The sequence below is a fragment of the Marinobacter sp. SS13-12 genome (genome assembly GCF_030227115.1).
In the GTDB taxonomy this organism is placed as follows: domain Bacteria; phylum Pseudomonadota; class Gammaproteobacteria; order Pseudomonadales; family Oleiphilaceae; genus Marinobacter.
Window position 1 is genome coordinate 2,476,442 of record NZ_JASSUA010000001.1, and the last position, 21,560, is coordinate 2,498,001.

Sequence of the window (21,560 nt, forward strand, 5' to 3'; positions counted from 1 at the left end):
AGGATCATGGTTCCGGGAATACGCAGCGCCCGGAGAGGACCAACTATCAGGAGGACAAGGATTGTCCGGAAGTTTTATGGCCAGGATTGGCCTCGCGGGCTTCGCCTGCGGCGTTATCTTACTGTATAGCCTTGCGCTCTTGCCACCTCTGCACTGGCTGATTTCCGCGATGGTAATCCCGTTTCTGACGTTGCTGGTGGCCACCTCGCCACTACACAGGATCGGGGCAATGTTGGTCGCAGGCGTTCTTTCCGGCATGCTGTGGGCCGGTTGGCAGGCCGATGTCCGCCAACAGGGTACGCTTCCCGCCAGTCTGGAGGGCGAGATTCTGGAGGTGTCTGGCTATCTCTGTGACGTTCCCTCCACTGGCAGTTTCAGCAGTGTCCGTTTTGCATTCTGTGTCGATCGATGGCACCTGCCGGAGTATTCCAATGCTTCGGATTCGCCAGGGCTGCCACAGAAACTGCGTCTTGCCTGGTATGGCGAGGCGGCAACAACCAGCCTTTCCCAACGGCTCAGGCTCAAAGTGGTTCTCAAACGCCCCCATGGCTCGGTGAATCCCGAGGGCTTTCGCTACGAATCCTGGCTGTATCGAAAGGGATTCGGCGCCACCGGCACCGTCCGTGACCTGGTTCCGGACAGCCGTTCTGACTGTCCGTTCCGCTGCCAATACCACGGCTGGCGCAACAGCCTTGTGCACGCGGTCTCGGAACGGCTGTCCGGTGCCCGGCATTTCCCGCTTATAGCCTCCCTGATGATTGGCTACCGCGGACATATGGAGCCCGCGCACTGGGATGTCCTCAAAGCGACCGGTACCATTCATCTGGTGGCTATTTCGGGCCTGCACCTCGGTCTGATTGCCACTGGCGCCGGTTTCTTCTGCCGGCGATTATTGCTCTGCCTGCCACAGGGCCGGATATCGCCGTCCAGACTTCGAGGCTTGGTCTTTCTCTGCGTGTCTCTTGCCAGCCTTGCTTATGCGCTTGCGGCCGGTTTTTCCGTGCCCACCCGGCGGGCGCTGATCATGGTCGTTATCGCCGGTTGGGTGCTGTTGGGGGCACGCAAGACCGGAGCATTCACAGGGTTGCTGGGCGCACTGTTTGTGGTGTTGCTGAGCGATCCGTTTTCGCCCCTGGACCAGGGTTTCTGGCTTTCCTTTGGCGCGGTTTCTGTTCTTGTGGTGTTGTTCAGCCTGCGATTGCGACAGGCAGGGTGGCTTCAGGGGCTGTTGCTGGCTCAATTCGCTGTGTTTGCTGCACTCTGGCCAATTCTGGCGGTTCTTGGTCAGTCCCAAGTATTGATTGGCTTTGTGGCCAACCTGTTTGCGATACCCTGGGTATCGCTGGTGGTTATGCCGGTGCTGGTGCTCGGGGCGCTGGTCATGGGGCTTTCCCCATTGGCCGACGGCATCGTCATCAAGGCTTTTGACATGGTGTTCGGTGTGCTTTGGGAGGGGCTGGCATGGCTGGCTGATATGGACGTTACCATGCCCACCCCGGGCGTACCGACGCTTCTGTTGCTGGCGGTGGTGGTAATGCTGGCATTGCTGGTGCCATTTCGTGGTTTTCGCCTGGCAACGGTTTGCGTGGTTGTTGTATGGGTAACAGGGGCGTTGGTCCCGGGGGCGCCCGGCGGTGCCCAGAACATGCCGGTAGACGATCCGGAACTCTGGGTGTGGGATGTGGGGCAGGGGCTTTCCGTGATGGTGCGGGACCAGCACCAGGTGCTGGTTTACGATACCGGCCCTGCGCTGGAAGGCATTTATTCCGCGGTTGATTCAGTGTTGATCCCCAATCTCCGAGAACTGGGCGTCCGGCGCATCGATACCCTGGTCATCAGTCATGGCGATGGCGACCATGCCGGCGGATTGCCTCTGTTGTTTGAAAACTTTGGTGTAGGGCAGGTGGTCACCGGAGAGCCCGAGCGGGTTGCAGTCATGCTGCCTGGTGGTTCCGGTGTGCCGGTGCAACCCTGTGCTCAACGCGGTAGCCAGACCATGGGCAGTCTGGATATCTCCTTCTGGCGCAGCCCCGGTGAGGCTGGCAGCGGCCAGAAGGTAGATAGCAACGATGCCTCCTGCGTGCTGACCATTCGGTCTGCGTCATCGGCCGTCGAGGTGGTGCTGCCCGGGGACATTACCCGAAGGGCAGAGAGCAGGTTCATCGCAGGTCAAGCGCAGGAAGCAGCCGGGTTTCGTGTGGTGCTGGCGCCCCACCATGGCAGCAAAACCTCGTCGTCCCGGCGATGGGTAGAGCAGATGACGCCGGATCTTGTGGTGTTCAGCGCCGGTTACCGGCACCGCTTCGGACATCCTCACCCGGATGTGGTGGGCCGGTATCTCTCTGCTGGCAGCCACATACTGAACACAGCCACCTCTGGTGCCTTGCGTCTTGTATGGCAGCAAGGCGGGATGTCGGTAACCGAGGCGAGGGCAGAGACGCCGTTCTGGATCCGCAAACCGGAAAGCCGCTGATGTCCCGTATAAAAACCGTGACATTCCGGGTGTGGCCTACGCCGGTAGCTATGCTAAAGTAGCGCGGCTTGCCAACAATCAGGGAGACCCAAGCGTGTTCGAGCTTTTGAAAGCCGGTGGCATCCTCATGGTGCCGATTCTTGCCTGTTCAATTCTTGCCCTTGCCATCATTCTTGAGCGTTTCTGGACTCTCAGACCGTCCAGAGTGACGCCGCAGCACACCATTAACGAGTTGTGGCGCTGGATCAAGAAAAAAGAGCTTAACGGACGCAAGCTCAAGGCCCTGCAGGCCTCTTCTCCCCTGGGCCGCATCCTTGCAGGCGGCCTGATGAATGCCAAGCATGGTCGTGAGATCATGAAAGAAAGCATTGAACATGAAGCCAGCCAGGTCATCCACGATCTGGAACGCTTCCTCAACCCGCTGGGCACGGTCGCGACCATCACTCCGTTACTGGGCCTGCTCGGTACGGTAATCGGCATGATCAAGGTGTTCGCTGAGATCCAGCTCGCCGGAGTCGGTGATGCCGGCAACCTTGCCGGTGGTATTTCCGAAGCGCTTATTACCACGGCCTCGGGCCTCAGCGTGGCTATCCCGGCGCTCATCTGTCACCGCTATTTTATCCGCCGTGTGGATGAGCTGGTCGTGGGTATGGAGCAGGAGGCCATCAAGCTGGTCGAAGTAGTGCATGGCGACCGCGAAATCGACGTGGAAGGAGCCTGAACACCGTGAAGTTCAAGCGCCAGAGAAGTCAGGAAGTCGGGGTTGACCTGACGCCACTGATCGATGTGGTCTTCCTGCTGCTGATATTCTTTATGGTTTCCACCACCTTCACCCGTGAAAGCCATCTCAATATCGAACTGCCTGAAGCCAATGGTGAACGGTCAGAATCGGAAGCACAGCTGATTGATGTGGTGATCAACGCCGAGGGGCAGTACATCCTCAACGACCGGACCCTGGTCAACAACCGGCGGGAAACCCTGGAGCGCGCGGTCAGTGAACTGGCCGGCGACGATGCGTCGTTGCCCTTTATCATTACCGCTGACGCCCGTACGCCCCATGAATTCGTGGTTCGTGCCATGGACGTTGCCGGTCGCCTTGGCTTTGCCAAACTCAGCATCACCACCGAGCGTGAGGCGGAAGGGCAGTGAGCGAATCCACTTCGACAGCGGATCCGGTTCAGCAGTCGGCATCAAACTGGGCAACCTACAAGCGCCTGCTGGCTTATGTGAAGCCTTTCTGGCTGGCTTTTTCCCTTGCCGTGGTGGGCAACGTCATTTATGCGGCTGCCTCCACCGGTATGGCAGCCGCCATGGAATACGTGATCACCGCGCTGGAGAACCCCACAGACGAAAACCGCATTCAGTTGACCATTCTGATCGTGGCGGTATTTGCCTTTCGTGGTGTGGGCACCTTCATGAGCCAGTATTTCATCAGCTATGTCGGCAGGCAGGTGATCAATGCCCTGCGCAAGCAGGTGTTCGACCGGCTGCTGAACCTGCCCTCCCGCTATTTCGACGAGAATGCCTCTGGCCGGCTCGTATCCAAGCTTACCTTCAACGTGGAGCAGGTTGCCGAAGCCACCACGAATGCCGTCACCATTACCCTCCGGGAAGGGCTGACAATCGTTGGTTTGCTGGGCTTCATGATCTATACCAACTGGAAGCTGACGCTGGTGTTCCTCGCAGTAGGGCCATTGATTGCCCTGGTGGTCAGTTATGCCAGCAAGCGGTTCCGCAAGATCAGCAAGCGGATTCAGGGCTCCATGGGTGACATTACCCACGTGGCGTCGGAATCCATCAGCGGCTACCGGGTGGTTCGCACCTTCGGTGGTGAGCACTATGAGCGGGACCGCTTCCGCAAGGTGAGTGAAAAGAATCTGGAGCAGAGCCTGAAAATGGCCTCGACCCAGGCTATCAGCGTACCCGTCATCCAGGTGCTGGTGGCGATTGCCATCGCCTCACTGGTGTGGTTTATGCTCGCCCCCGAAATCCGCGGAAACATGAGCACCGGTGAGCTGGTGGCGTTTATTACCGCAGCAACCACCATGGCCAAACCCATACGGCAGGTTACCTCTGTCCACGCCAAGATCCAGAAGGGTGTGGCCGCTGCCCATGACGTGTTTGGCACCATGGACGAAGAGCCGGAGGAGGATCCAGGCACCTATGCCCCTGAGCGGGTTGATGGCAACATCGAGTTCGACAACGTGTGTTTCCGCTACCGCAATCAGCTTGAAGACGTTCTTAAAGGTATTTCGCTGAGTATTCCGGCCGGCCAGAGTGTGGCGCTGGTTGGACGCTCCGGCAGCGGTAAATCCACGATGGTCAGCCTGCTGCCGCGATTCTACGAATACACCGGCGGCGATATCCGGCTGGACGGGCACTCGCTGAAGGAATTCACCCTGGAAGCATTGCGCGCCCAGATCGCACTGGTTACCCAGAATGTGGTGCTGTTTAACGACACCATCGCCGCCAATATCGCTTACGGTGCGCTACGCCACCATAGCCGGGAGCAGATTATCGACGCGGCCAGCAAAGCCCATGCGATGGAATTTATTGAGGACATGCCGGAAGGTCTGGACACCATGATTGGCGATAATGGCGTGATGCTGTCCGGCGGCCAGCGCCAGCGCCTGGCCATTGCCCGGGCGCTGCTCAAGGATGCACCGGTGCTGATTCTCGACGAGGCCACCTCGGCCCTCGATACCGAATCCGAACGCCACATCCAGGACGCCCTGGAAACCGTTATGAAAGGCAGGACAACACTGGTTATTGCCCACCGCCTTTCCACCATTGAGAAAGCAGATCGCATCCTGGTGATGGACGGCGGCAGGATCATCGAATCCGGGCGGCATGACGAACTGCTGGCCCAGGGCGGTGCCTACGCCCAGCTTCATCAGATGCAGTTCAGCGAGCAGGCATGACCACGCTGGTGGATCGGCTGTGGTATAGCGGCAGGCGCCCCCTGTGGCCACTGTATCCGTTGGTCTGGCTTTATCGCGCCATTGCCGAAAGCCGGAGGCGCCGGGCTTGGCAGGCCAGGGACGAACGTATTCCGGTCCCGGTTGTGGTGGTAGGCAACATAACCGCCGGCGGTACCGGTAAATCGCCGCTGACCGCGGCCCTTACCGGGCTGTTGCAGGAACATGGTTGGCAACCGGTGATCCTGAGCCGGGGCTACGGTGGCAAGGCCGGCCACTATCCTTTGCTGGTTACCCCGGAAACAGGCCCTGAGAGGGCAGGCGACGAACCGGTGATGCTGGCCGCGGAATCCGGTTGCCCGGTGGTGGTCGATCCGGATCGTAAACGCGGCGCCCTATGGGCCCTGGACCAGAAACTGGGTACCATCCTTGTGTGTGATGACGGGCTCCAGCACTACAGGTTGCCCAGAGACATAGAACTGGCGGTGTTCGACGCTGCCCGGGGCCTTGGCAATGGCGCTCTGATTCCCGTGGGCCCGCTGCGCGAGCCCCTCGAAAGGCTCGCCTCGGTCGATTTTGTGGTCACCAACGGTGGCCGCCTCGATGAGATTAACCACGACCAACAGTTCACCATGACCCTGGCCCCGACTGAGCTACGCAACCTGGTGACCGGAGACGTCCTTTCTCCGGAACGTCTCCGGGGTCAGCCGGTACGGGCGATAGCGGGGATCGGCAACCCGCAGCGGTTTTTCGATACACTAAGGGAACTGGGGGCGCAGGTCCGGCCCCGTGCCTTGCCGGATCATCACCGCTTTGCGCCTGAAGATCTGCTTTCCGAAGAAGGGGAGTGGCTGGTGATGACGGCGAAGGATGCGGTCAAATGCCGGAATTTTGCGCCAGAGAACAGTTGGGTACTCGTCGTAAATGCCGTGCTTCCGGAGTCGTTCAGGGAGGCGTTTATGGCCAGCGTCAATCACTGTCGTCAATCACTGGATTCCAACGAAACTGTGAGAACACACCATGGATAAGAAACTGATGGCCCTGCTGGCTTGCCCGGTTTGCAAAGGGGACCTCAAGCTCAACGAGGACAAGACCGAACTGCTCTGCTACCAGGATGCAATGGCCTTTCCGATTCGTGAAGGTATACCGGTCATGCTCGCAACCGAGGCCCGCACTCTGACCACCGATGAGCGTCTGGATAAACACTGACAGGAAGCCAGTATGTCCTATTCCGTTGTGATTCCGGCTCGCTACGCATCCACCCGCCTGCCGGGAAAGCCGCTGGCAGACATTGCCGGCAAGCCGATGATCGCGCATGTTTATGACCGCGCCTGCGAGAGTCACGCCAGCCGCGTAATCATAGCCACCGATGACCCTCGCATCGAAACAGCCTGCCGGGCATTCGGAGCAGAGGTGGTAATGACCTCTGCCGACCATGCCAGTGGCACCGACCGCCTTGAAGAGGTCGCCCGGCTGATGGATTTCGGCCCGGACGAACGAGTGGTCAATGTCCAGGGCGACGAGCCACTGATACCTCCGGAACTGATTGATCAGGTGGCTGCCAACCTGGAAGCCCATCCCGATGCCGCCATCGCCACGCTCTGCGAACAGATTTCGGACGCGGCCAGCGTGTTTAATCCCAATGTGGTGAAAGTGGTGTTTGACCACCGCGGCATAGCGCATTATTTCAGTCGCGCACCGATACCCTGGGCAAGGGACGCATGGCAGGCTTCGGATGCCCGGAAGCAGCTACCGGAGGGGGTTGGTTACTACCGCCACATTGGCATCTACGGATACCGCGTCAGCCTGCTGCGTGACTTTGTCACCTGGCCACCGGCGCCGACGGAAGTGACCGAATCCCTTGAGCAGCTGCGGGCGCTCTATAACGGAGCTCGCATTCATGTGGAAGAAGCCTGCTGTGTGCCGCCGTCAGGCGTCGATACGCAGCAGGATCTCGAGCGTCTGCGGGACTACATGACAGCAAAGCAAAAGGAGGCCCCAAGCTCATGACCGCGCCGGTAAAAGTACTTTTTGTCTGTCTCGGCAACATCTGCCGCTCTCCCAGCGCAGAGGGTGTGTTCCGCAAGGTGGTTCAACAGGCCGGGCTTGATGACCGGATCGCAATCGACTCCTGCGGCACCGGCGGCTGGCATGTGGGCAAGGCTCCGGACAGTCGTGCGATTGCGGCTGCACGCACCCGTGGCATTGATATCGGCCACCTTCGGGCGCGTCAGTTCTGCAGTGATGACCTGGACCACTATGACTATGTGTTGGTGATGGATCGGCAGAACCTGTCGGATGTGGTGGATGTCTGGCGCCAGAATGGCGGTACCAAGCCGCTTCTGTTCTTGCAGTTCGGCAGCTCGGAGCAGGAAGAGGTGCCCGATCCCTATTACGGTGGCGACCAGGGTTTTGAGCACGTGCTGAATCTGATCAACGAAGCCAGCGAAGGGCTCCTCCGGCATATCCGGGAGCAGTCGGCTTGATCCGTCCGGTGCAGGTTCAGGAGAACGTCTTTCTGGGTGAGATGAACAGCCTGGGCATTGCCGCCCGGGCGCAGTACTTTGTGTCGGTAACGTCTGTCAAGGCGCTTCAGGAGGCTCTGGAGTGGGCGTCTGAAAAGTCAGTGGAGGCGCTGATTCTCGGAGGTGGCAGTAACCTGGTTTTCGCCGGAGATTACCGGGGCCTGATTATCCGCATGGCGATTGCTCGCCGGTGCTGGGAGCATGTAGATGGGGATGAGGCTACGTTGGTTCTGGGTGCCGGTGAAAACTGGCATGAGGTTGTTATGTACGCTGCTTCCGCCGGTTACCGTGGTATTGAGAACCTGGCGCTGATCCCGGGAACCGTTGGCGCTGCCCCGGTCCAGAATATCGGTGCCTATGGCGCCGAGCTGCGGGATACCTTGCTGGAAGTCAGTGCCCTGGACCGGCACACCGGCAAAGAAATAGCACTTACCAACAGCCTGTGCCATTTCAGCTACCGCGACAGCGTGTTCAAGCACGAGCCAGGTCGCTATGTTATTACCACCGTGCGTCTGAGGTTGTCCCGCTCCCGCCCCTTCCAGCTGGATTATCGCGACCTTGCGGAATATTTTGACCGCCAGGATACGCGCAGTCTGACGCCACTCGATGTTGCCAACGGCGTCATGGCCGTGCGGCGGCGCAAGCTACCGGACCCGGCCCAGCTTCCCAATGCCGGCAGTTTTTTCAAGAATCCGGTCATACCCCTCGACACCTGGCACTCGCTGCAGCAATCCTACCCGGACATTGCCGGGCATCCTGGTGATGACAATGCCAAGGTAGCCGCCGCATGGCTTATTGATCAGTGTGGCTGGAAGGGGTATCGCAATGGCAAGGTTGGGGTTCACAACCGGCAGGCTCTGGTGCTCGTGAACCACTCCAATGGCAATGGCCAGGATGTGCTTTCACTGGCGGAAAGGATTCGTAAAGATGTCGAGGCGCGCTTTGGTATCGCCCTGGAGATGGAGCCGGGAGTGGTCGGCAGCCAGGCAAGCTGCCAACCACTCCCGCTGTAAGCGATCTCAGAGCCCGTTGCGGGGTGAGGCACTGATCAGGAACGGAAGCGCTTCCGCCAGCGGAACATCCTGCTTGTCCTCGTCGCGGCGGCCTTTGTATTCCAGGGTCTCAGCAGCCAGGCCACGCTCAGACACCACGAAGCGATGGGGTATGCCGATCAGCTCCATGTCGGCAAATTTCACACCCGGCCGCTCGTTGCGGTCGTCCAGCAGAACATCAAACCCTGCCTGACGAAGCTGTTCGTAGAGTTTTTCACCCGCTTCCATCACGGCGGGTGACTTGTGGGCATTCAGCGTCACGATGGCCACTTCAAATGGCGCAATGGCTTCCGGCCAGATGATGCCCTTGTCGTCATGGTTCTGCTCAATGGAGGAGGCGACAATCCGGGAAACACCAATGCCGTAACAGCCCATTTCAAGAATAGCGCTCTTGCCGTTCTCATCCAGTACGGTGGCATTCATGGCTTTGCTGTACTTGTTGCCCAGCTTGAAAATATGGCCCACCTCGATGCCGCGACGGATCTCGAGGGTGCCTTTCCCGTCCGGGCTGGCGTCGCCTTCTACGACGTTGCGCAGGTCTTCCACCCGCGTCAGGGGTACATCCCGCTCCCAGTTGACGCCGGTCAGGTGGTAGCCCTCCTTGTTGGCGCCACAGACGAAGTCCGCCAGGTGTGCGGCACTGCGATCAACAATCACGGGCACCGGCAGATTCACCGGCCCGATGGAACCGGCCTTGCAGCCGATGGCCAGCTCGATTTCTTCGTCGGTGGCCATGGTCAGAGGCTCAGCTACGCCTTCGAGCTGCTCGGCCTTGATGTCATTGAGGGTATGGTCGCCTCGCAGAATTAATGCAACCAGACCGATGTTGCCGTTTTCGTCTTCGTCGGCTCTGACCATCAGCGTTTTGACCGTTGCGCTGGCGTCGACATTGAGGAAGCCGGAAACGGCCTCAATGGTGCGTTGCTCCGGTGTTGCCACTTCTTTCAGGTCCTGCGACGGCGCCGGCCGTTCGCCGGCCGGGGCGATGGCTTCGGCCTTTTCGATGTTGGCGGCGTAGTCGCTGCCGGTACTGAATACGATGGCGTCCTCACCGGAGGAGGCCAGTACATGGAACTCATGGGATGCGCTGCCGCCTATGGCTCCGGAGTCCGCTTCTACCGGGCGATAATCCAGGCCCAGGCGATCGAAAATGGCACAGTAGGTACGGTGCATCAACTGATACGTGTCGTTCAGGGACTCGGTGGTCACATGAAAGGAATAGGCGTCCTTCATAATGAATTCCCGGGCACGCATCACGCCAAACCGTGGGCGTCGTTCATCGCGGAACTTGGTCTGGATCTGATAGAAGTTCGCCGGCAGTTCCTTGTAGCTTTTGAGCTCGTTGCGGATCAGGTCGGTGATGACCTCTTCGTGAGTGGGCCCGAAGCAGAAGTCACGGCCATGGCGGTCGTTCATTCGCAGCAACTCACCACCGTACTGCTCCCAGCGACCGGATTCCTGCCACAACTCGGCAGGTTGCACGGCAGGCATCAACACTTCCTGGGCACCGCTCTTGTCCATTTCTTCTCTCACGATGCGCTCAACCTTGCGCAGCACTCTGAGCCCCATTGGCAACCAGGAGTAAAGGCCAGCGGCCAGTTTGCGGATCATCCCGGCCCTGAGCATCATCTGGTGGCTGATGATCTCGGCATCTGCAGGCGTTTCTTTCTGGGTGGCAATCAGGTAACGGCTTGCTCGCATTGTGTTATCCGTAAACAGTTGAGAAGGGATTCTTTATTTATTACATGGTGGCCGCTATTGTACGGAGCGATTACCACAAGGTACAGATGGACAGACGGAGAGTAGTGAATGACCCTGACAGCGGCCGAAGTTGAAGCAGTCATACGTGCCGGAGTGCCCATGGCGGAGGATATCGGCTTTACCGTCGACGAGGCCGGAGATCAGGGCTACGCCCGCACCCGCCTGGTGTTCTCGGAACGGCTCATTCGGCCGGGGGGCACCTTGTCCGGACCGGTGCAGATGGCCCTGGCGGATGCGTCCATGTATGCCGCTGTCATGGCCGCGATCGGCAAGGTGGAAATGGCGGTGACCAGCAACCTTTCGATCAATTTTCTGCAGCGGCCGGCGCCGGCCGATCTGATCGGCGAAGCCACGGTTTTACGCATGGGAAGGCGGATCGCTTTCTGTGAAGTCCGGCTGCTATCAGGGGAAGGGAATCACCAGCAACTGGTCGCCCACGTGACAGGCAGCTATGCTTTACCGTATAGCCGCGACTGAAGAAGGGATATGACTGAAGAATCCATAGACGTTACGCCCCGCCGTCAGCCAGTGCAGGCCCGGAGCCGGGAGCGGGTTGACAGCATCCTCAGCCACGCTGCTGCGATCTTTCACGAGGTCGGTGTGGACGCCACCAGTATGTCTGCCATTGCCCGCCAGTCGGATATGTCGCTGGCTTCACTCTATCGTTACTTTCCCAACAAGACCGCCATTGTAAAGGCCATTGCCGAAGACCACGTCAGCAGGATGGAATCGGCCTTGCGGGAGCGGCTCGAAACCCTGGAGCTGATGGACGCGGTGGATGTGCTGATCGATCAGTTTTACGAGTTCTACCGGAACGAACCGGCGTACTCCGCCATCTGGAGTGGTGTGGAATCCATGCCAGAGTTGCGGGAACTGGATGTCCGCGAGCTTTACAGCCATGCCCGTGACATGGATGCCCGCCTGAAAAGGGAGTGCCCCCGGCTGCCAGACGACCGGCGCTGGACGGCAAGCCTGATGTTGCCCCGTTCCGCCGGTACCGTCCTCAGACTGGCAGCCACCCTGCCGGACAAGCAGGCCCGTCTGATGATCAGCGAGCTCAAGTGCATGGCACGCGCCTATCTTGCAGAGTTGGTCCGGTAGCCCGTCAGGAAAGATACCCCAATGGCAGTGCTGTGCTGTCAATCACCCTTCTGAGTACGAAACTTGAATGTACGCCGCTGACCCCCTGAATGCGGGTGATGCGGTTGAGCAGGAAGTGGTGGTAGTGGTCCATATCCGGCACGACAACCTTCAGCATGTAGTCGGCATCCTGGCCGGTGATCAGGTAGCATTCCTGTACTTCCGGGTACTCTCCCACCTGTTTCTCGAAGGCGGCAAAACGCTCGGGCGTGTGGCGATCCATTCCGATCAGGATGATCGCGGTTAACGACAGTCCCAGTTTCTTGTGATCGAGTATGGTCACCTGCCGGACAATAACCCCGGCTTCTTCCAGAGCGCGAACCCTTCGCAGACAAGGGGAGGGGGAAAGGCCCACCTTGTCCGCCAGTTCCTGGTTGGTCAGGGAGCCATCCTGCTGCAATTGTTCGAGGATATTGCGGTCAATCCTGTCGATTTTAACAAGTGATTTCGCTGCTGTTGACATAAACTGCCGCCCCTGTGTCATAAAATGGAATAATATGGCTATTCTCTGCCTTCGAAAGGCAAAAAAGCAATCATTTTCCCCAAATGACGCGCTATCCTGATACACAGTCAATGAATTCCCAGTCAGAACAGCAAGGAATCACCCCAATGGCATTTGATCATCGTAAGTACGTTGCGTTCACGCCGGTGGCAAAAACCGATCGCCGCTGGCCCGACAAGGTCATCACCACGGCACCGCGTTTTTGTGCCGTAGACCTCCGGGATGGCAACCAGGCGCTGGTGAAGCCCATGTCGGTGGCCCAGAAGCAGCGGATGTTCGAGCTACTGGTCAAACTGGGATTCAAGGAGATCGAGATCGGCTTTCCGGCCGCAAGCCAGCCGGATTTCGATTTCTGCCGCAAGCTGATTGAAGAGGACCGGATTCCGGACGATGTCCACATCCAGGTACTTACCCAGGCCAGGCCGGAACTGATCGAGCGCACCTATGAGGCGCTGAAAGGTGCTCACAAGGCCATTGTCCACGTGTATAACTCAACCTCCACGGTCCAGCGGGAACAGGTGTTTGGCATGGACCGGGACGGTATCAGGGACATTGCGGTCAACGGGGCGCGCATCGTCAAGGCCAACGCCGAAAAATACCCCGATACCGAGTGGACCTTCCAGTACTCACCGGAAAGCTTTACCGGCACAGAGCTGGATTATGCCGCAGAAGTGATCGACGCGGTAAACGATGTCTGGCGTCCGGATCAGGGGCAACCGGTGGTGATCAACCTGCCGGCCACCGTGGAAATGGCCACACCCAACGTATTTGCCGACCAGATAGAGTGGATCTGTGATCATATCCGCTACCGTGAGCACATCAGCATCAGCGTTCACACCCACAACGACCGTGGCTGCGGCGTGGCAGCGGCGGAACTGGCTGTCATGGCCGGAGCTGACCGTGTAGAAGGCACGCTGATGGGCAACGGTGAGCGCACCGGTAATATGGACCTGGTGACCATGGCGATGAACCTGTACTCCCAGGGCGTGGATCCCACAGTAGACCTGTCTGGCATGGCGGAGATTACCGATGTGGTGGAAGCCTGCACCGAGATATCCACCCATCCACGCCACCCCTATGCCGGTGAGCTTGTTTTCACGGCGTTTTCGGGTAGCCACCAGGATGCCATCCGCAAGTGCCTCGCAAAACGTAAGGACGGGGATACCTGGCATGTGGCCTATCTGCCGATCGATCCACGGGATCTGGGCCGCCGTTACGAAGAGGTTGTCCGCATCAACAGTCAGTCCGGCAAGGGCGGCGTTGCCTACGTGCTTGAGCGGGACTACAACATCAGCCTGCCACGCTGGTTGCAGATCGAGTTCAGCAAGCTGGTGCAGCGGGAGGCAGAAACCAATGGTGGTGAGATTGACTCATTGACCATCCACCGGCTGTTCGAAGATCGTTACCTGAAAGTGCCCGGAGCCTGGGAGCTGAGGTCATACGATCTGCACCGCGATGACGAAGGTGTTGCTGCTACTGTCAGCATCGGCGCCGGGGATGAACCCGTCATCTTGAAGGGACACGGTCTTGGTGCCGTGGAGGCGGTGTCAGCGGCGCTGGAGGCAGAATATGGCGTGTCGCTGGCGGTAGAGGCCTACGATGAATTCGCGCTGGGTGAGGGCACCAACGCCAATGCGCTGGCCTGCATCCGAGTGACCGTCAACGGCCAGCATTGCAGCGCAGCAGCACTGGCGGAGGACACCACCTCGGCCACGCTTCAGGCGTTGTTCTCGGCGGTTTCCCAGGTAGTGGGGGAAGGTCACCAGCAACGGGTATCCAGTGCAGCGACAGCTGACGCGAGTGCCTGACCACGAAAAAAGCCGGCAGCTGCCGGCTTTTCTGTGTTCCCTGTGCCCGTGAGGGGCATAGGGCGGGGTCGCGCAAACCTCAGACCGGGGTTACGTTTTCCGCCTGGGGGCCTTTCGGTCCCTGTGTAACGGTAAACTGCACCTGCTGACCTTCGGTCAGGGTACGGAATCCGCTGGAGTTGATTGCGCTGTAGTGAACGAATACGTCACTGCCACCGTCCTGAGCGATGAAACCAAAGCCCTTGGACTCGTTAAACCACTTTACGTGGCCTGTTTTTGTATCATCTGACATTGATCTTTCCTGTATTTCCGAGATTTTTGCCCTCACGGGACCTTCGGTGTTCCTGCGGGACACATCCTGGGATTGCCCGTGGGATTACCGATGCTGTAAAAATCCAGAAAGTACTGAGGAAAGTGGCAACGAAGAGCTCTTTGGCAGGACGTTGAAACGCATTCACAAAATACCGCTGTATTTTCACAGCATTTTCAGTATAGACCGAGCTGGGAGTGCGTCAACGCTTTTTTTAGTACTTTATTCAAGTTTTTTAAGCCGCAAAAACAACAGCTTGTAATAAGCTTGTCACCAAGCCGAAGCGTTGCCGACTGGCCGGCTCCGGTTGGTGACGATGCGTTGTGGCAGCTGATTGTTTCAGTGCCTGAACTGCTGGCTGATCTCCTCCAGTATCGCCGGATCATCAATAGTGCTGGGCACGGCGTATTCCTCACCGTCGGCAATCTGGCGGATAACCCGGCGCAGGATCTTGCCTGACCGTGTTTTCGGCAGCCGGTCCACAACCAGTGCCCTGCGGAAACAGGCAATAGCACCGATTTTCTCGCGAACCATTTCGATCAACTCGTCTTCGAGCTCATCGTGATCGATGGTCGCTCCATCCTTGATCAATACCAGCCCGATGGGAATCTGGCCTTTCATTTCATCGTGTGCGCCCACAACACAGCATTCGGCAATCGCAGGATGCGAGGCAACAACTTCTTCCATTTCGCCGGTTGACAGCCGGTGCCCGGCCACGTTGATCACGTCGTCGGTTCGCCCCATGACGAACACATAACCGTCGTCGTCGATATAGCCGCCGTCTCCGGAACTGTAGAATCCCTCGATCGGCTCCAGATAGGTCTTGCGGAAGCGGGCATCATCGCCCCAAACCGTGGTCATGCACCCCGGTGGCAGCGGCAGCTTGACGGCAATCTGGCCCTGCTCACCGGCAGGAACCTGGCTCCCTTCCATATCCACCACCTGAACGTTGTAGCCGGGTGAGGGTACCGTGGCAGATCCGGGTTTTGTCTCCATCATTTCGATGCCCACCGGGTTGCAGCAGATTGCCCAGCCGGTTTCGGTCTGCCACCAGTGGTCGAGAACAGGCAGACGGGTGTGTTCCTTGAGCCACTCGTAAGTGGGAGGGTCCAGCCTTTCCCCGGCCAGGAAAATCCGTTTCAGCGAGCTGATGTCATACCGCGACAGCTGATCAGCTTCCGGATCTTCCTTGCGGACCGCGCGGAAGGCCGTGGGCGCCGTAAACAGCAGGTTGACGCCGTGATCCTGAACAACGCGCCAGAAGGCGCCTGCATCCGGTGTTTTTACCGGCTTGCCTTCATAAAGGATGGTCGTGCACCCGGCAAACAGGGGCGCGTAAACAATGTAGCTGTGGCCGACCACCCAGCCTACGTCCGAGGCAGCCCAGTAGACATCACCCGGGCTGGCATCGTAAACCAGCTGCATGCTGTAGCGCAGAGCCACAGCATGGCCGCCGTTATCGCGGACAACGCCCTTGGGTTTGCCGGTGGTGCCGGAGGTATAGAGGATGTACAGCGGGTCGGTGGCTTTTACCGGTACCGGGTCGACGGGGCTGGCCTGGGCCATGAGCTCGCTCCAGTCAAAATCCCGGCCGCTTTTCAGTTCGGCCCGCACCTGTGGGCGCTGGAACACAATGCAGCATTCCGGCTTGTGGTCAGCCTGGTCGATTGCCCGGTCCACCAGTGGCTTGTACTCGATGACCTTTTTCACTTCGATACCGCAGGAGGCGGTAATCACAGCTTTGGGTGTCGCATCGTTAATGCGCACTGCCAGCTCATGGGCGGCAAAACCACCAAACACCACGGAATGGATGGCGCCAATGCGCGCGCAGCCGAGCATGGCAATCACGGCTTCCGGCACCATGGGCATGTAGATGATTACCCGGTCACCCTTGGTGACACCCCGGTCCTGCAGCACACCGGCAAAGGTCGCCACGGCACGGGTCAGTTCGTTGTAGGTGTAGGAGTCGGTGGTGCCAGTAACGGGGGAATCGTAAATCAGTGCTTTCTGCTCACCGCGTCCGGCACGGATATTGGCATCAAGAGCGACATCCGAGGTGTTCAGGACACCGTCCGGAAACCACTGGCCATGGCCGTTGTCGGTGGGCTTCCAGATGGTTTTGGGTGGCTCGATCCAGTCAATGGCAGACGCCTTTTCTCGCCAGAAATCCTCAGGCCGGTCGATGGATTGCCTGAATTCGGAGTGGTAGTCCATAACATCCACCTCGTAGTGTTGTTGTTGTGTTGGGCATTTCTCACAACTGTAAGCGCTTTGAGGTACAGGACTACTAGACCATAGGCTAAGTTTCTGTCTTTTTGACGGTTATTGGTCTTCGGAATTGACTGAAATCACGTTTGCTTCGAGCTGCCCGTGGGCAACCCGGGCGGTAATTTTCTCTCCGGGTTGAACACGGTCGGCACGGCGCACAATGTCGCCGTTTTCCTGCTGGACGATGGCATAGCCACGGCCAAGGGTGGCCAGCGGACTGACCACATGCAGGGTCTGGCCCATGTGTTCCAGGCGCTCGCGCCGTCGTGTGAGGGATTCCCGGGCTACCCGGACCAGTCGCTCAGCAAGCTGGTTGACGCTGGCCTGGCTGTCGCTGAGTTGCCTGACCGGGGATTGCATGGCCAGACGCTGGTCAAGGTGGGCCACCTTGACCCTGCTGCGCTCAATCCGTTGGCTCATGGCGGTGCCCAGTCGCAGGTCCAGTTCGTCCATGCGCTGGGCTTTTTCCATCAGCTCCCGGCGGGGGTCACGTAACCGCGCTGACAAGTGCTCCAGCCGGGTTTCCATGCGCTTGAGGGCTCGGCTGGCCGCCCCGGCCAGCCTCAGTTCCCGCTCCCTGAGCTGGCGCAGCCAGTCGTTCTGGTCCGGTGAGATTTTCTCGGCCGCAGCAGAGGGAGTCGGGGCGCGCAGGTCCGCCACGAAATCGGCAATGGTGACATCCACTTCGTGGCCCACCGCGCTGACCGTCGGCAGGGGGCATTGCGCAATGGCGCGGGCCACGGCTTCTTCGTTGAAGCACCAGAGATCTTCAAGGGATCCACCCCCACGGCCAATAATCAGGACGTCGGCAACCCCATGGCGCGTAGCCCGGTCAATCGCGCGAACGATATCAGCCGTAGCGGCTTGCCCCTGGACCGCCGTGGGGTAGAGAGTCACCGGTATAGCGGGGCAGCGTCTCGCCAGCACAGTCAGGATATCGTGGATGGCGGCTCCGGTCGGCGAGGTGACAACGCCTATGTGTCGGGGCGTTGCGGGCAGTGATTTTTTGCGGGCCGCATCAAACAGCCCTTCCTGTTGAAGTTTCCGCTTCAGTTCTTCAAACGCCTGTTGCAGTGCTCCCAGCCCGGCAGGCTCGATATGCTCCACAATAATCTGGAAGTCGCCCCGGTTCTCATAAAGGGTGACCTTGCCACGGATGCGGACCTGTTCGCCTTCCTTCGGGACGTCCTTCACCCGCTGGTTGAAGCCCCGGAACATGGCGCAGCGAATCTGGCATTTGCGGTCCTTTAGGGAAAAGTACCAGTGACCGGAAGACGGGCGGGAGAGGCCAGACAGTTCGCCCTCGACCCACACCTGCATAAAGCTGGCCTCAAGCAGGTGGCGGGCCTGGTGATTCAACTCGCTGACACTCAGTGCCCGGGGTCGGGAATCCTGAAAACCACTGTCCAAAGGAGGCGCTCCGTGTTGATGCATACGCACAAGCCGAAATTGGAGGGTAAAAATAACGAAAATTCAAAAAGATGCAACCCGGTAGTCAAACAACGCCGGTTTACTGTCAACCAAGGCCCATTTATAATAGGTCGATTAAGGATTTTGCTTTGCTGCACCCTGCCGGATGTGGCACCGGAATCCTCCAATCTAGCATGTTCAAAAGGCGGATCCCAATGCTGCGAATTGCCGAAGAAGCCCTCACATTTGACGATGTATTGCTTGTACCAGGATATTCAGAGGTTCTTCCTCAACAGGTCAGCCTGAAAACCAAGCTGACCAAAGGTATCACCCTGAATATTCCGCTGATATCAGCGGCCATGGATACCGTTACCGAAGCAGAACTGGCTATCTCCATGGCGCAGGAAGGTGGCATCGGCATCATGCACAAGAGCATGTCCGTTGAGCAGCAGGCCGCAGCGGTCCGTAAGGTGAAAAAGTTCGAGAGCGGCGTGGTGAAAGATCCAATCACCGTCACGCCGGACACCACCGTCCGCGAACTGGTCGATATCACCATGGCCAACAACATTTCCGGCCTGCCGGTAGTGGATGGCCGTGACCTGGTCGGTATTGTGACCGGCCGCGATATCCGTTTCGAAAGCCGTCTGGACACCCCGGTTTCCGACATCATGACCGGCAAGGACAAGCTGGTGACGGTCAAGGAAGGCGCGGACCTGGAAGACGTCAAGGAATTGCTTCACCGCCACCGTATCGAAAAAGTTCTGGTGGTCAACGACGAGTTTGAATTGCGTGGCCTGATCACCGTCAAGGATATTCAGAAAGCCAAGGATTATCCGTTGGCGTGCAAGGACGAGCAGGGTCGTCTCCGGGCCGGCGCGGCGGTGGGAACCGGTGCTGACACCGAGGCCCGGGTCGCTGCCCTGGTAGAAGCCGGCGTGGATGTGATTGTCGTGGATACCGCCCACGGTCATTCCAAAGGCGTGCTTGATCGGGTTCGCTGGATCAAGGAACATTTCCCCCAGGTTCAGGTCATTGGCGGCAACATTGCCACCTCTGAAGCAGCGATCGACCTGGCTGACGCCGGAGCGGATGCGGTCAAGGTCGGTATCGGCCCCGGTTCGATCTGTACCACACGTATTGTTTCCGGAATTGGCGTCCCCCAGATCTCCGCTGTTTCCAACGTTGCCGCCGCACTGAAAGACCGTGGCGTTCCGGTGATTGCCGATGGCGGCGTGCGTTTCTCCGGGGACATTTCCAAGGCCATCGCCGCCGGAGCCTACAGTGTCATGATTGGCAGCCTGCTTGCCGGTACCGACGAGGCACCGGGTGAAGTGGAGCTGTTCCAGGGGCGCAGTTACAAGGCCTACCGGGGGATGGGTTCGATCGGGGCCATGGGGCAGGGCTCCAGTGACCGTTACTTCCAGGACGCCAGCAAGGGCATTGAGAAGCTGGTACCGGAAGGCATTGAAGGTCGAGTGGCCTGCAAAGGGCCAATGCGCAATATCGTTCACCAGCTGATGGGTGGCCTGCGAGCCTCCATGGGTTACACCGGTAGCGCGACCATGGAAGAGATGCGCACCAAGCCGGAATTCGTCCGCATCACCAACGCGGGCATGCGTGAGAGCCACGTCCATGACGTAACCATCACCAAGGAAGCTCCCAACTACCGTATCGGCTGATTATTGTCGTTCCAGGCGCGGCTCAGGGTATGAGCCGCGCTTTTTCTTTCTGATCCGAGGATTTCATGGCCCACAACATCCACGACCACCGCATTCTGATTCTCGATTTTGGTTCCCAGTACACCCAGCTCATCGCACGTCGCGTTCGGGAAATCGGTGTCTATTGCGAGATCAAGGCCTTCGATATCACTGATCAGGAACTCAATGATTTCAATCCCAAAGGCATCATCCTCGCCGGTGGTCCCGAGTCTGTCACCAAGCTGGGTGGCCCGAGGGCGCCGGAAGGGCTGTTCGACAAGGGCATTCCGGTACTCGGTATCTGCTACGGCATGCAAACCATGGCCGAGCAGCTCGGTGGCCGGGTGGCCAGTTCCGAAAAGCGGGAGTTCGGCTATGCCCAGGTGAAGGTGCGCGCCAAGGGCCCGTTGCTCCAGGATATTACCGATCACCTGACGGCTACGGGAGACTCTCTGCTGGATGTCTGGATGAGCCATGGCGACAAGGTGGTAGTCATGCCTGATGGGTTCGAACTGCTGGCATCCACAGAAAGCGCGCCAATTGCGGCCATGCAGGATCTCAGCCGCAATCTGTATGGTGTTCAGTTTCATCCGGAAGTGACCCACACGCTGCAGGGGAAACGCATTCTCGAACACTTTGTGCTCAACGTCTGCCAGTGTGAGGCGCTGTGGACACCGGCCAAGATTGTTGATGACGCGGTTCAGCAGATCCGCAATCAGGTCGGCGAGGACAAGGTGCTGCTCGGGCTCTCCGGCGGTGTTGACTCCTCCGTTACGGCAGCGCTGCTGCACAAGGCCATTGGCGACCAGTTAACCTGTGTATTTGTCGACAACGGGCTGCTGCGCCTGCACGAGGGCGACCAGGTCATGGACATGTTCGCCAGCAACATGGGCGTCAAAGTCATCCGTGTGGATGCGGAAGACCTGTTCCTGTCCAAGCTCAAGGGGGTCGATGACCCCGAGAACAAGCGCAAGATCATTGGTAACACCTTTATTGATGTCTTCGATGAAGAGGCCGCCAACATCCGCGATGTGAACTGGCTGGCCCAGGGCACCATCTACCCGGATGTGATCGAATCTGCGGCTTCCAAGACCGGTAAGGCCCATGTCATAAAGTCCCACCATAATGTCGGCGGTCTGCCCGAAACCATGAAAATGAAGCTGGTGGAACCGTTGCGTGAGCTGTTCAAGGACGAGGTGCGTCGCATCGGGCTTGAACTGGGCCTGCCTTACGACATGGTGTATCGCCACCCCTTCCCGGGGCCAGGCCTGGGTGTACGGATTCTGGGTGAGGTGAAAAAGGAGTACGCGGAAATCCTGCGCCGCGCCGATGCCATCTTCCTGGAAGAGCTGCATCGCGCCGACTTCTATCACAAGACCAGTCAGGCCTTCGCGGTCTTCCTGCCGGTCAAGTCGGTGGGTGTCGTTGGCGATGCCCGCCGCTATGAATACGTGGTGGCGCTGCGAGCGGTAGAAACCATTGATTTCATGACCGCCCGCTGGGCACACCTGCCTTACGATTTACTGGAAACGGTGTCGAACCGCATTATCAACGAAATCGAGGGCGTATCCCGGGTAACCTACGACGTCTCCTCCAAGCCACCTGCCACCATCGAATGGGAGTAACTGCGCGTCTGGCACTGACCGCGATGGGCAACTACACTTGAGCGTGACCGAATAAACCACGAAGGCTGAAG

General features: G+C 58.8%; 18 protein-coding genes and 1 pseudogene. 14 read left to right on the forward strand and 5 right to left on the reverse strand.

What is annotated here, in order from left to right; translation table 11 throughout:
* Positions 1–61: 61 nt before the first annotated feature.
* The 9 genes from QPL94_RS11355 to murB all read left to right on the forward strand — a co-directional run bounded on the left by QPL94_RS11355 (position 62) and on the right by murB (position 8,929).
* Positions 62–2,473: a DNA internalization-related competence protein ComEC/Rec2 gene (locus tag QPL94_RS11355; RefSeq protein WP_285357413.1), complete on the forward strand. Its 2,412-nt coding sequence runs from the start codon at positions 62–64 to the stop codon at positions 2,471–2,473.
* 94 nt (positions 2,474–2,567) lie between these two features.
* Positions 2,568–3,194 (forward strand): flagellar polar localization protein PocA, encoded by a 627-nt coding sequence (gene pocA / locus QPL94_RS11360; RefSeq protein ID WP_137434749.1) that lies wholly within the window; start codon positions 2,568–2,570, stop codon positions 3,192–3,194.
* Between the two features lie 5 nt (positions 3,195–3,199).
* Positions 3,200–3,622 (forward strand): ExbD/TolR family protein, encoded by a 423-nt coding sequence (locus QPL94_RS11365; protein WP_285357414.1) that lies wholly within the window; start codon positions 3,200–3,202, stop codon positions 3,620–3,622.
* Positions 3,619–5,394 carry a lipid A export permease/ATP-binding protein MsbA gene (msbA, locus tag QPL94_RS11370; protein WP_285357415.1) on the forward strand — a complete coding sequence of 592 codons (1,776 nt, stop codon included), beginning with the start codon at positions 3,619–3,621 and terminating at the stop codon, positions 5,392–5,394. The genes QPL94_RS11365 and msbA overlap by 4 nt, the downstream gene beginning before the upstream one ends.
* Positions 5,391–6,419: a tetraacyldisaccharide 4'-kinase gene (lpxK, locus tag QPL94_RS11375; protein WP_285357416.1), complete on the forward strand. Its 1,029-nt coding sequence runs from the start codon at positions 5,391–5,393 to the stop codon at positions 6,417–6,419. The genes msbA and lpxK overlap by 4 nt, the downstream gene beginning before the upstream one ends.
* The gene (locus QPL94_RS11380) at positions 6,412–6,600 is read left to right on the forward strand and encodes a Trm112 family protein (RefSeq protein ID WP_137434745.1); all 189 of its coding nucleotides are present in this window, start codon (positions 6,412–6,414) and stop codon (positions 6,598–6,600) included. The genes lpxK and QPL94_RS11380 overlap by 8 nt, the downstream gene beginning before the upstream one ends.
* A 12-nt stretch (positions 6,601–6,612) precedes the next feature.
* Positions 6,613–7,401, forward strand: coding sequence for a 3-deoxy-manno-octulosonate cytidylyltransferase (gene kdsB / locus QPL94_RS11385; RefSeq protein ID WP_285357417.1), 789 nt, complete (start codon positions 6,613–6,615; stop codon positions 7,399–7,401).
* On the forward strand, positions 7,398–7,877 hold the full coding sequence (locus QPL94_RS11390) for a low molecular weight protein-tyrosine-phosphatase (RefSeq protein ID WP_285357418.1): 480 nt from the start codon (positions 7,398–7,400) through the stop codon (positions 7,875–7,877). Before kdsB ends, QPL94_RS11390 begins: the two co-directional genes overlap by 4 nt.
* Positions 7,874–8,929 (forward strand): UDP-N-acetylmuramate dehydrogenase, encoded by a 1,056-nt coding sequence (murB, locus tag QPL94_RS11395; protein WP_285357419.1) that lies wholly within the window; start codon positions 7,874–7,876, stop codon positions 8,927–8,929. The genes QPL94_RS11390 and murB overlap by 4 nt, the downstream gene beginning before the upstream one ends.
* Before the next feature lie 6 nt (positions 8,930–8,935).
* On the opposite strand, the gene QPL94_RS11400 is transcribed toward murB, so the two are convergent.
* A complete protein-coding gene (locus QPL94_RS11400; protein WP_285357420.1) occupies positions 8,936–10,669 on the reverse strand; it encodes a proline--tRNA ligase in 1,734 nt (577 codons plus the stop codon).
* Between the two features lie 108 nt (positions 10,670–10,777).
* Between QPL94_RS11400 and QPL94_RS11405 the strand changes: the two genes are divergently transcribed.
* Complete coding sequence (locus tag QPL94_RS11405) at positions 10,778–11,206, forward strand: PaaI family thioesterase (protein WP_285357422.1); 429 nt, start codon at positions 10,778–10,780, stop codon at positions 11,204–11,206.
* Positions 11,207–11,215: 9 nt separating this feature from the next.
* The gene (locus QPL94_RS11410; RefSeq protein ID WP_285357423.1) at positions 11,216–11,830 is read left to right on the forward strand and encodes a TetR/AcrR family transcriptional regulator; all 615 of its coding nucleotides are present in this window, start codon (positions 11,216–11,218) and stop codon (positions 11,828–11,830) included.
* Positions 11,831–11,834: 4 nt separating this feature from the next.
* Here QPL94_RS11410 and QPL94_RS11415 read toward each other — a convergent pair whose 3' ends face one another.
* On the reverse strand, positions 11,835–12,332 hold the full coding sequence (locus QPL94_RS11415; RefSeq protein ID WP_285357425.1) for an Lrp/AsnC family transcriptional regulator: 498 nt from the start codon (positions 12,330–12,332) through the stop codon (positions 11,835–11,837).
* Between the two features lie 146 nt (positions 12,333–12,478).
* Between QPL94_RS11415 and leuA the strand changes: the two genes are divergently transcribed.
* Positions 12,479–14,179, forward strand: a complete 1,701-nt coding sequence (gene leuA, locus QPL94_RS11420; protein ID WP_285357426.1) for a 2-isopropylmalate synthase — start codon at positions 12,479–12,481, stop codon at positions 14,177–14,179.
* 79 nt (positions 14,180–14,258) lie between these two features.
* On the opposite strand, the gene QPL94_RS11425 is transcribed toward leuA, so the two are convergent.
* The 3 genes and pseudogenes from QPL94_RS11425 to xseA form a co-directional block, all read right to left on the reverse strand.
* On the reverse strand, positions 14,259–14,471 hold the full coding sequence (locus QPL94_RS11425; RefSeq protein WP_137434736.1) for a cold-shock protein: 213 nt from the start codon (positions 14,469–14,471) through the stop codon (positions 14,259–14,261).
* Between the two features lie 357 nt (positions 14,472–14,828).
* Positions 14,829–16,721: pseudogene (locus tag QPL94_RS11430) on the reverse strand (propionyl-CoA synthetase); the annotation flags it as partial.
* 90 nt (positions 16,722–16,811) lie between these two features.
* Positions 16,812–18,191 (reverse strand): exodeoxyribonuclease VII large subunit, encoded by a 1,380-nt coding sequence (gene xseA, locus QPL94_RS11435; RefSeq protein WP_502881523.1) that lies wholly within the window; start codon positions 18,189–18,191, stop codon positions 16,812–16,814.
* Positions 18,192–18,382: 191 nt separating this feature from the next.
* On the opposite strand from xseA, the gene guaB reads away from it, so the two are divergent.
* Positions 18,383–19,846: an IMP dehydrogenase gene (gene guaB / locus QPL94_RS11440; protein ID WP_285357430.1), complete on the forward strand. Its 1,464-nt coding sequence runs from the start codon at positions 18,383–18,385 to the stop codon at positions 19,844–19,846.
* Positions 19,847–19,911: 65 nt separating this feature from the next.
* Entirely contained in the window at positions 19,912–21,489 is a 1,578-nt protein-coding gene (gene guaA, locus QPL94_RS11445; RefSeq protein WP_285357432.1) for a glutamine-hydrolyzing GMP synthase, read from the forward strand.
* Positions 21,490–21,560 lie beyond the last annotated feature (71 nt).

What these genes read in the sequence shown, in the direction of transcription:
- lpxK (WP_285357416.1), top strand. Translation starts at nt 5,391, where the DNA reads ATGACCACGCTGGTGGATCGGCTGTGGTATAGCGGCAGGCGCCCCCTG.
- QPL94_RS11380 (WP_137434745.1), top strand. Translation starts at nt 6,412, where the DNA reads ATGGATAAGAAACTGATGGCCCTGCTGGCTTGCCCGGTTTGCAAAGGG.
- kdsB (WP_285357417.1), top strand. Translation starts at nt 6,613, where the DNA reads ATGTCCTATTCCGTTGTGATTCCGGCTCGCTACGCATCCACCCGCCTG.
- QPL94_RS11390 (WP_285357418.1), top strand. Translation starts at nt 7,398, where the DNA reads ATGACCGCGCCGGTAAAAGTACTTTTTGTCTGTCTCGGCAACATCTGC.
- QPL94_RS11400 (WP_285357420.1), bottom strand. Translation starts at nt 10,669, where the DNA reads ATGCGAGCAAGCCGTTACCTGATTGCCACCCAGAAAGAAACGCCTGCA.
- QPL94_RS11405 (WP_285357422.1), top strand. Translation starts at nt 10,778, where the DNA reads ATGACCCTGACAGCGGCCGAAGTTGAAGCAGTCATACGTGCCGGAGTG.
- QPL94_RS11410 (WP_285357423.1), top strand. Translation starts at nt 11,216, where the DNA reads ATGACTGAAGAATCCATAGACGTTACGCCCCGCCGTCAGCCAGTGCAG.
- QPL94_RS11415 (WP_285357425.1), bottom strand. Translation starts at nt 12,332, where the DNA reads ATGTCAACAGCAGCGAAATCACTTGTTAAAATCGACAGGATTGACCGC.
- leuA (WP_285357426.1), top strand. Translation starts at nt 12,479, where the DNA reads ATGGCATTTGATCATCGTAAGTACGTTGCGTTCACGCCGGTGGCAAAA.
- QPL94_RS11425 (WP_137434736.1), bottom strand. Translation starts at nt 14,471, where the DNA reads ATGTCAGATGATACAAAAACAGGCCACGTAAAGTGGTTTAACGAGTCC.
- xseA (WP_502881523.1), bottom strand. Translation starts at nt 18,191, where the DNA reads ATGCATCAACACGGAGCGCCTCCTTTGGACAGTGGTTTTCAGGATTCC.
- guaB (WP_285357430.1), top strand. Translation starts at nt 18,383, where the DNA reads ATGCTGCGAATTGCCGAAGAAGCCCTCACATTTGACGATGTATTGCTT.
- guaA (WP_285357432.1), top strand. Translation starts at nt 19,912, where the DNA reads ATGGCCCACAACATCCACGACCACCGCATTCTGATTCTCGATTTTGGT.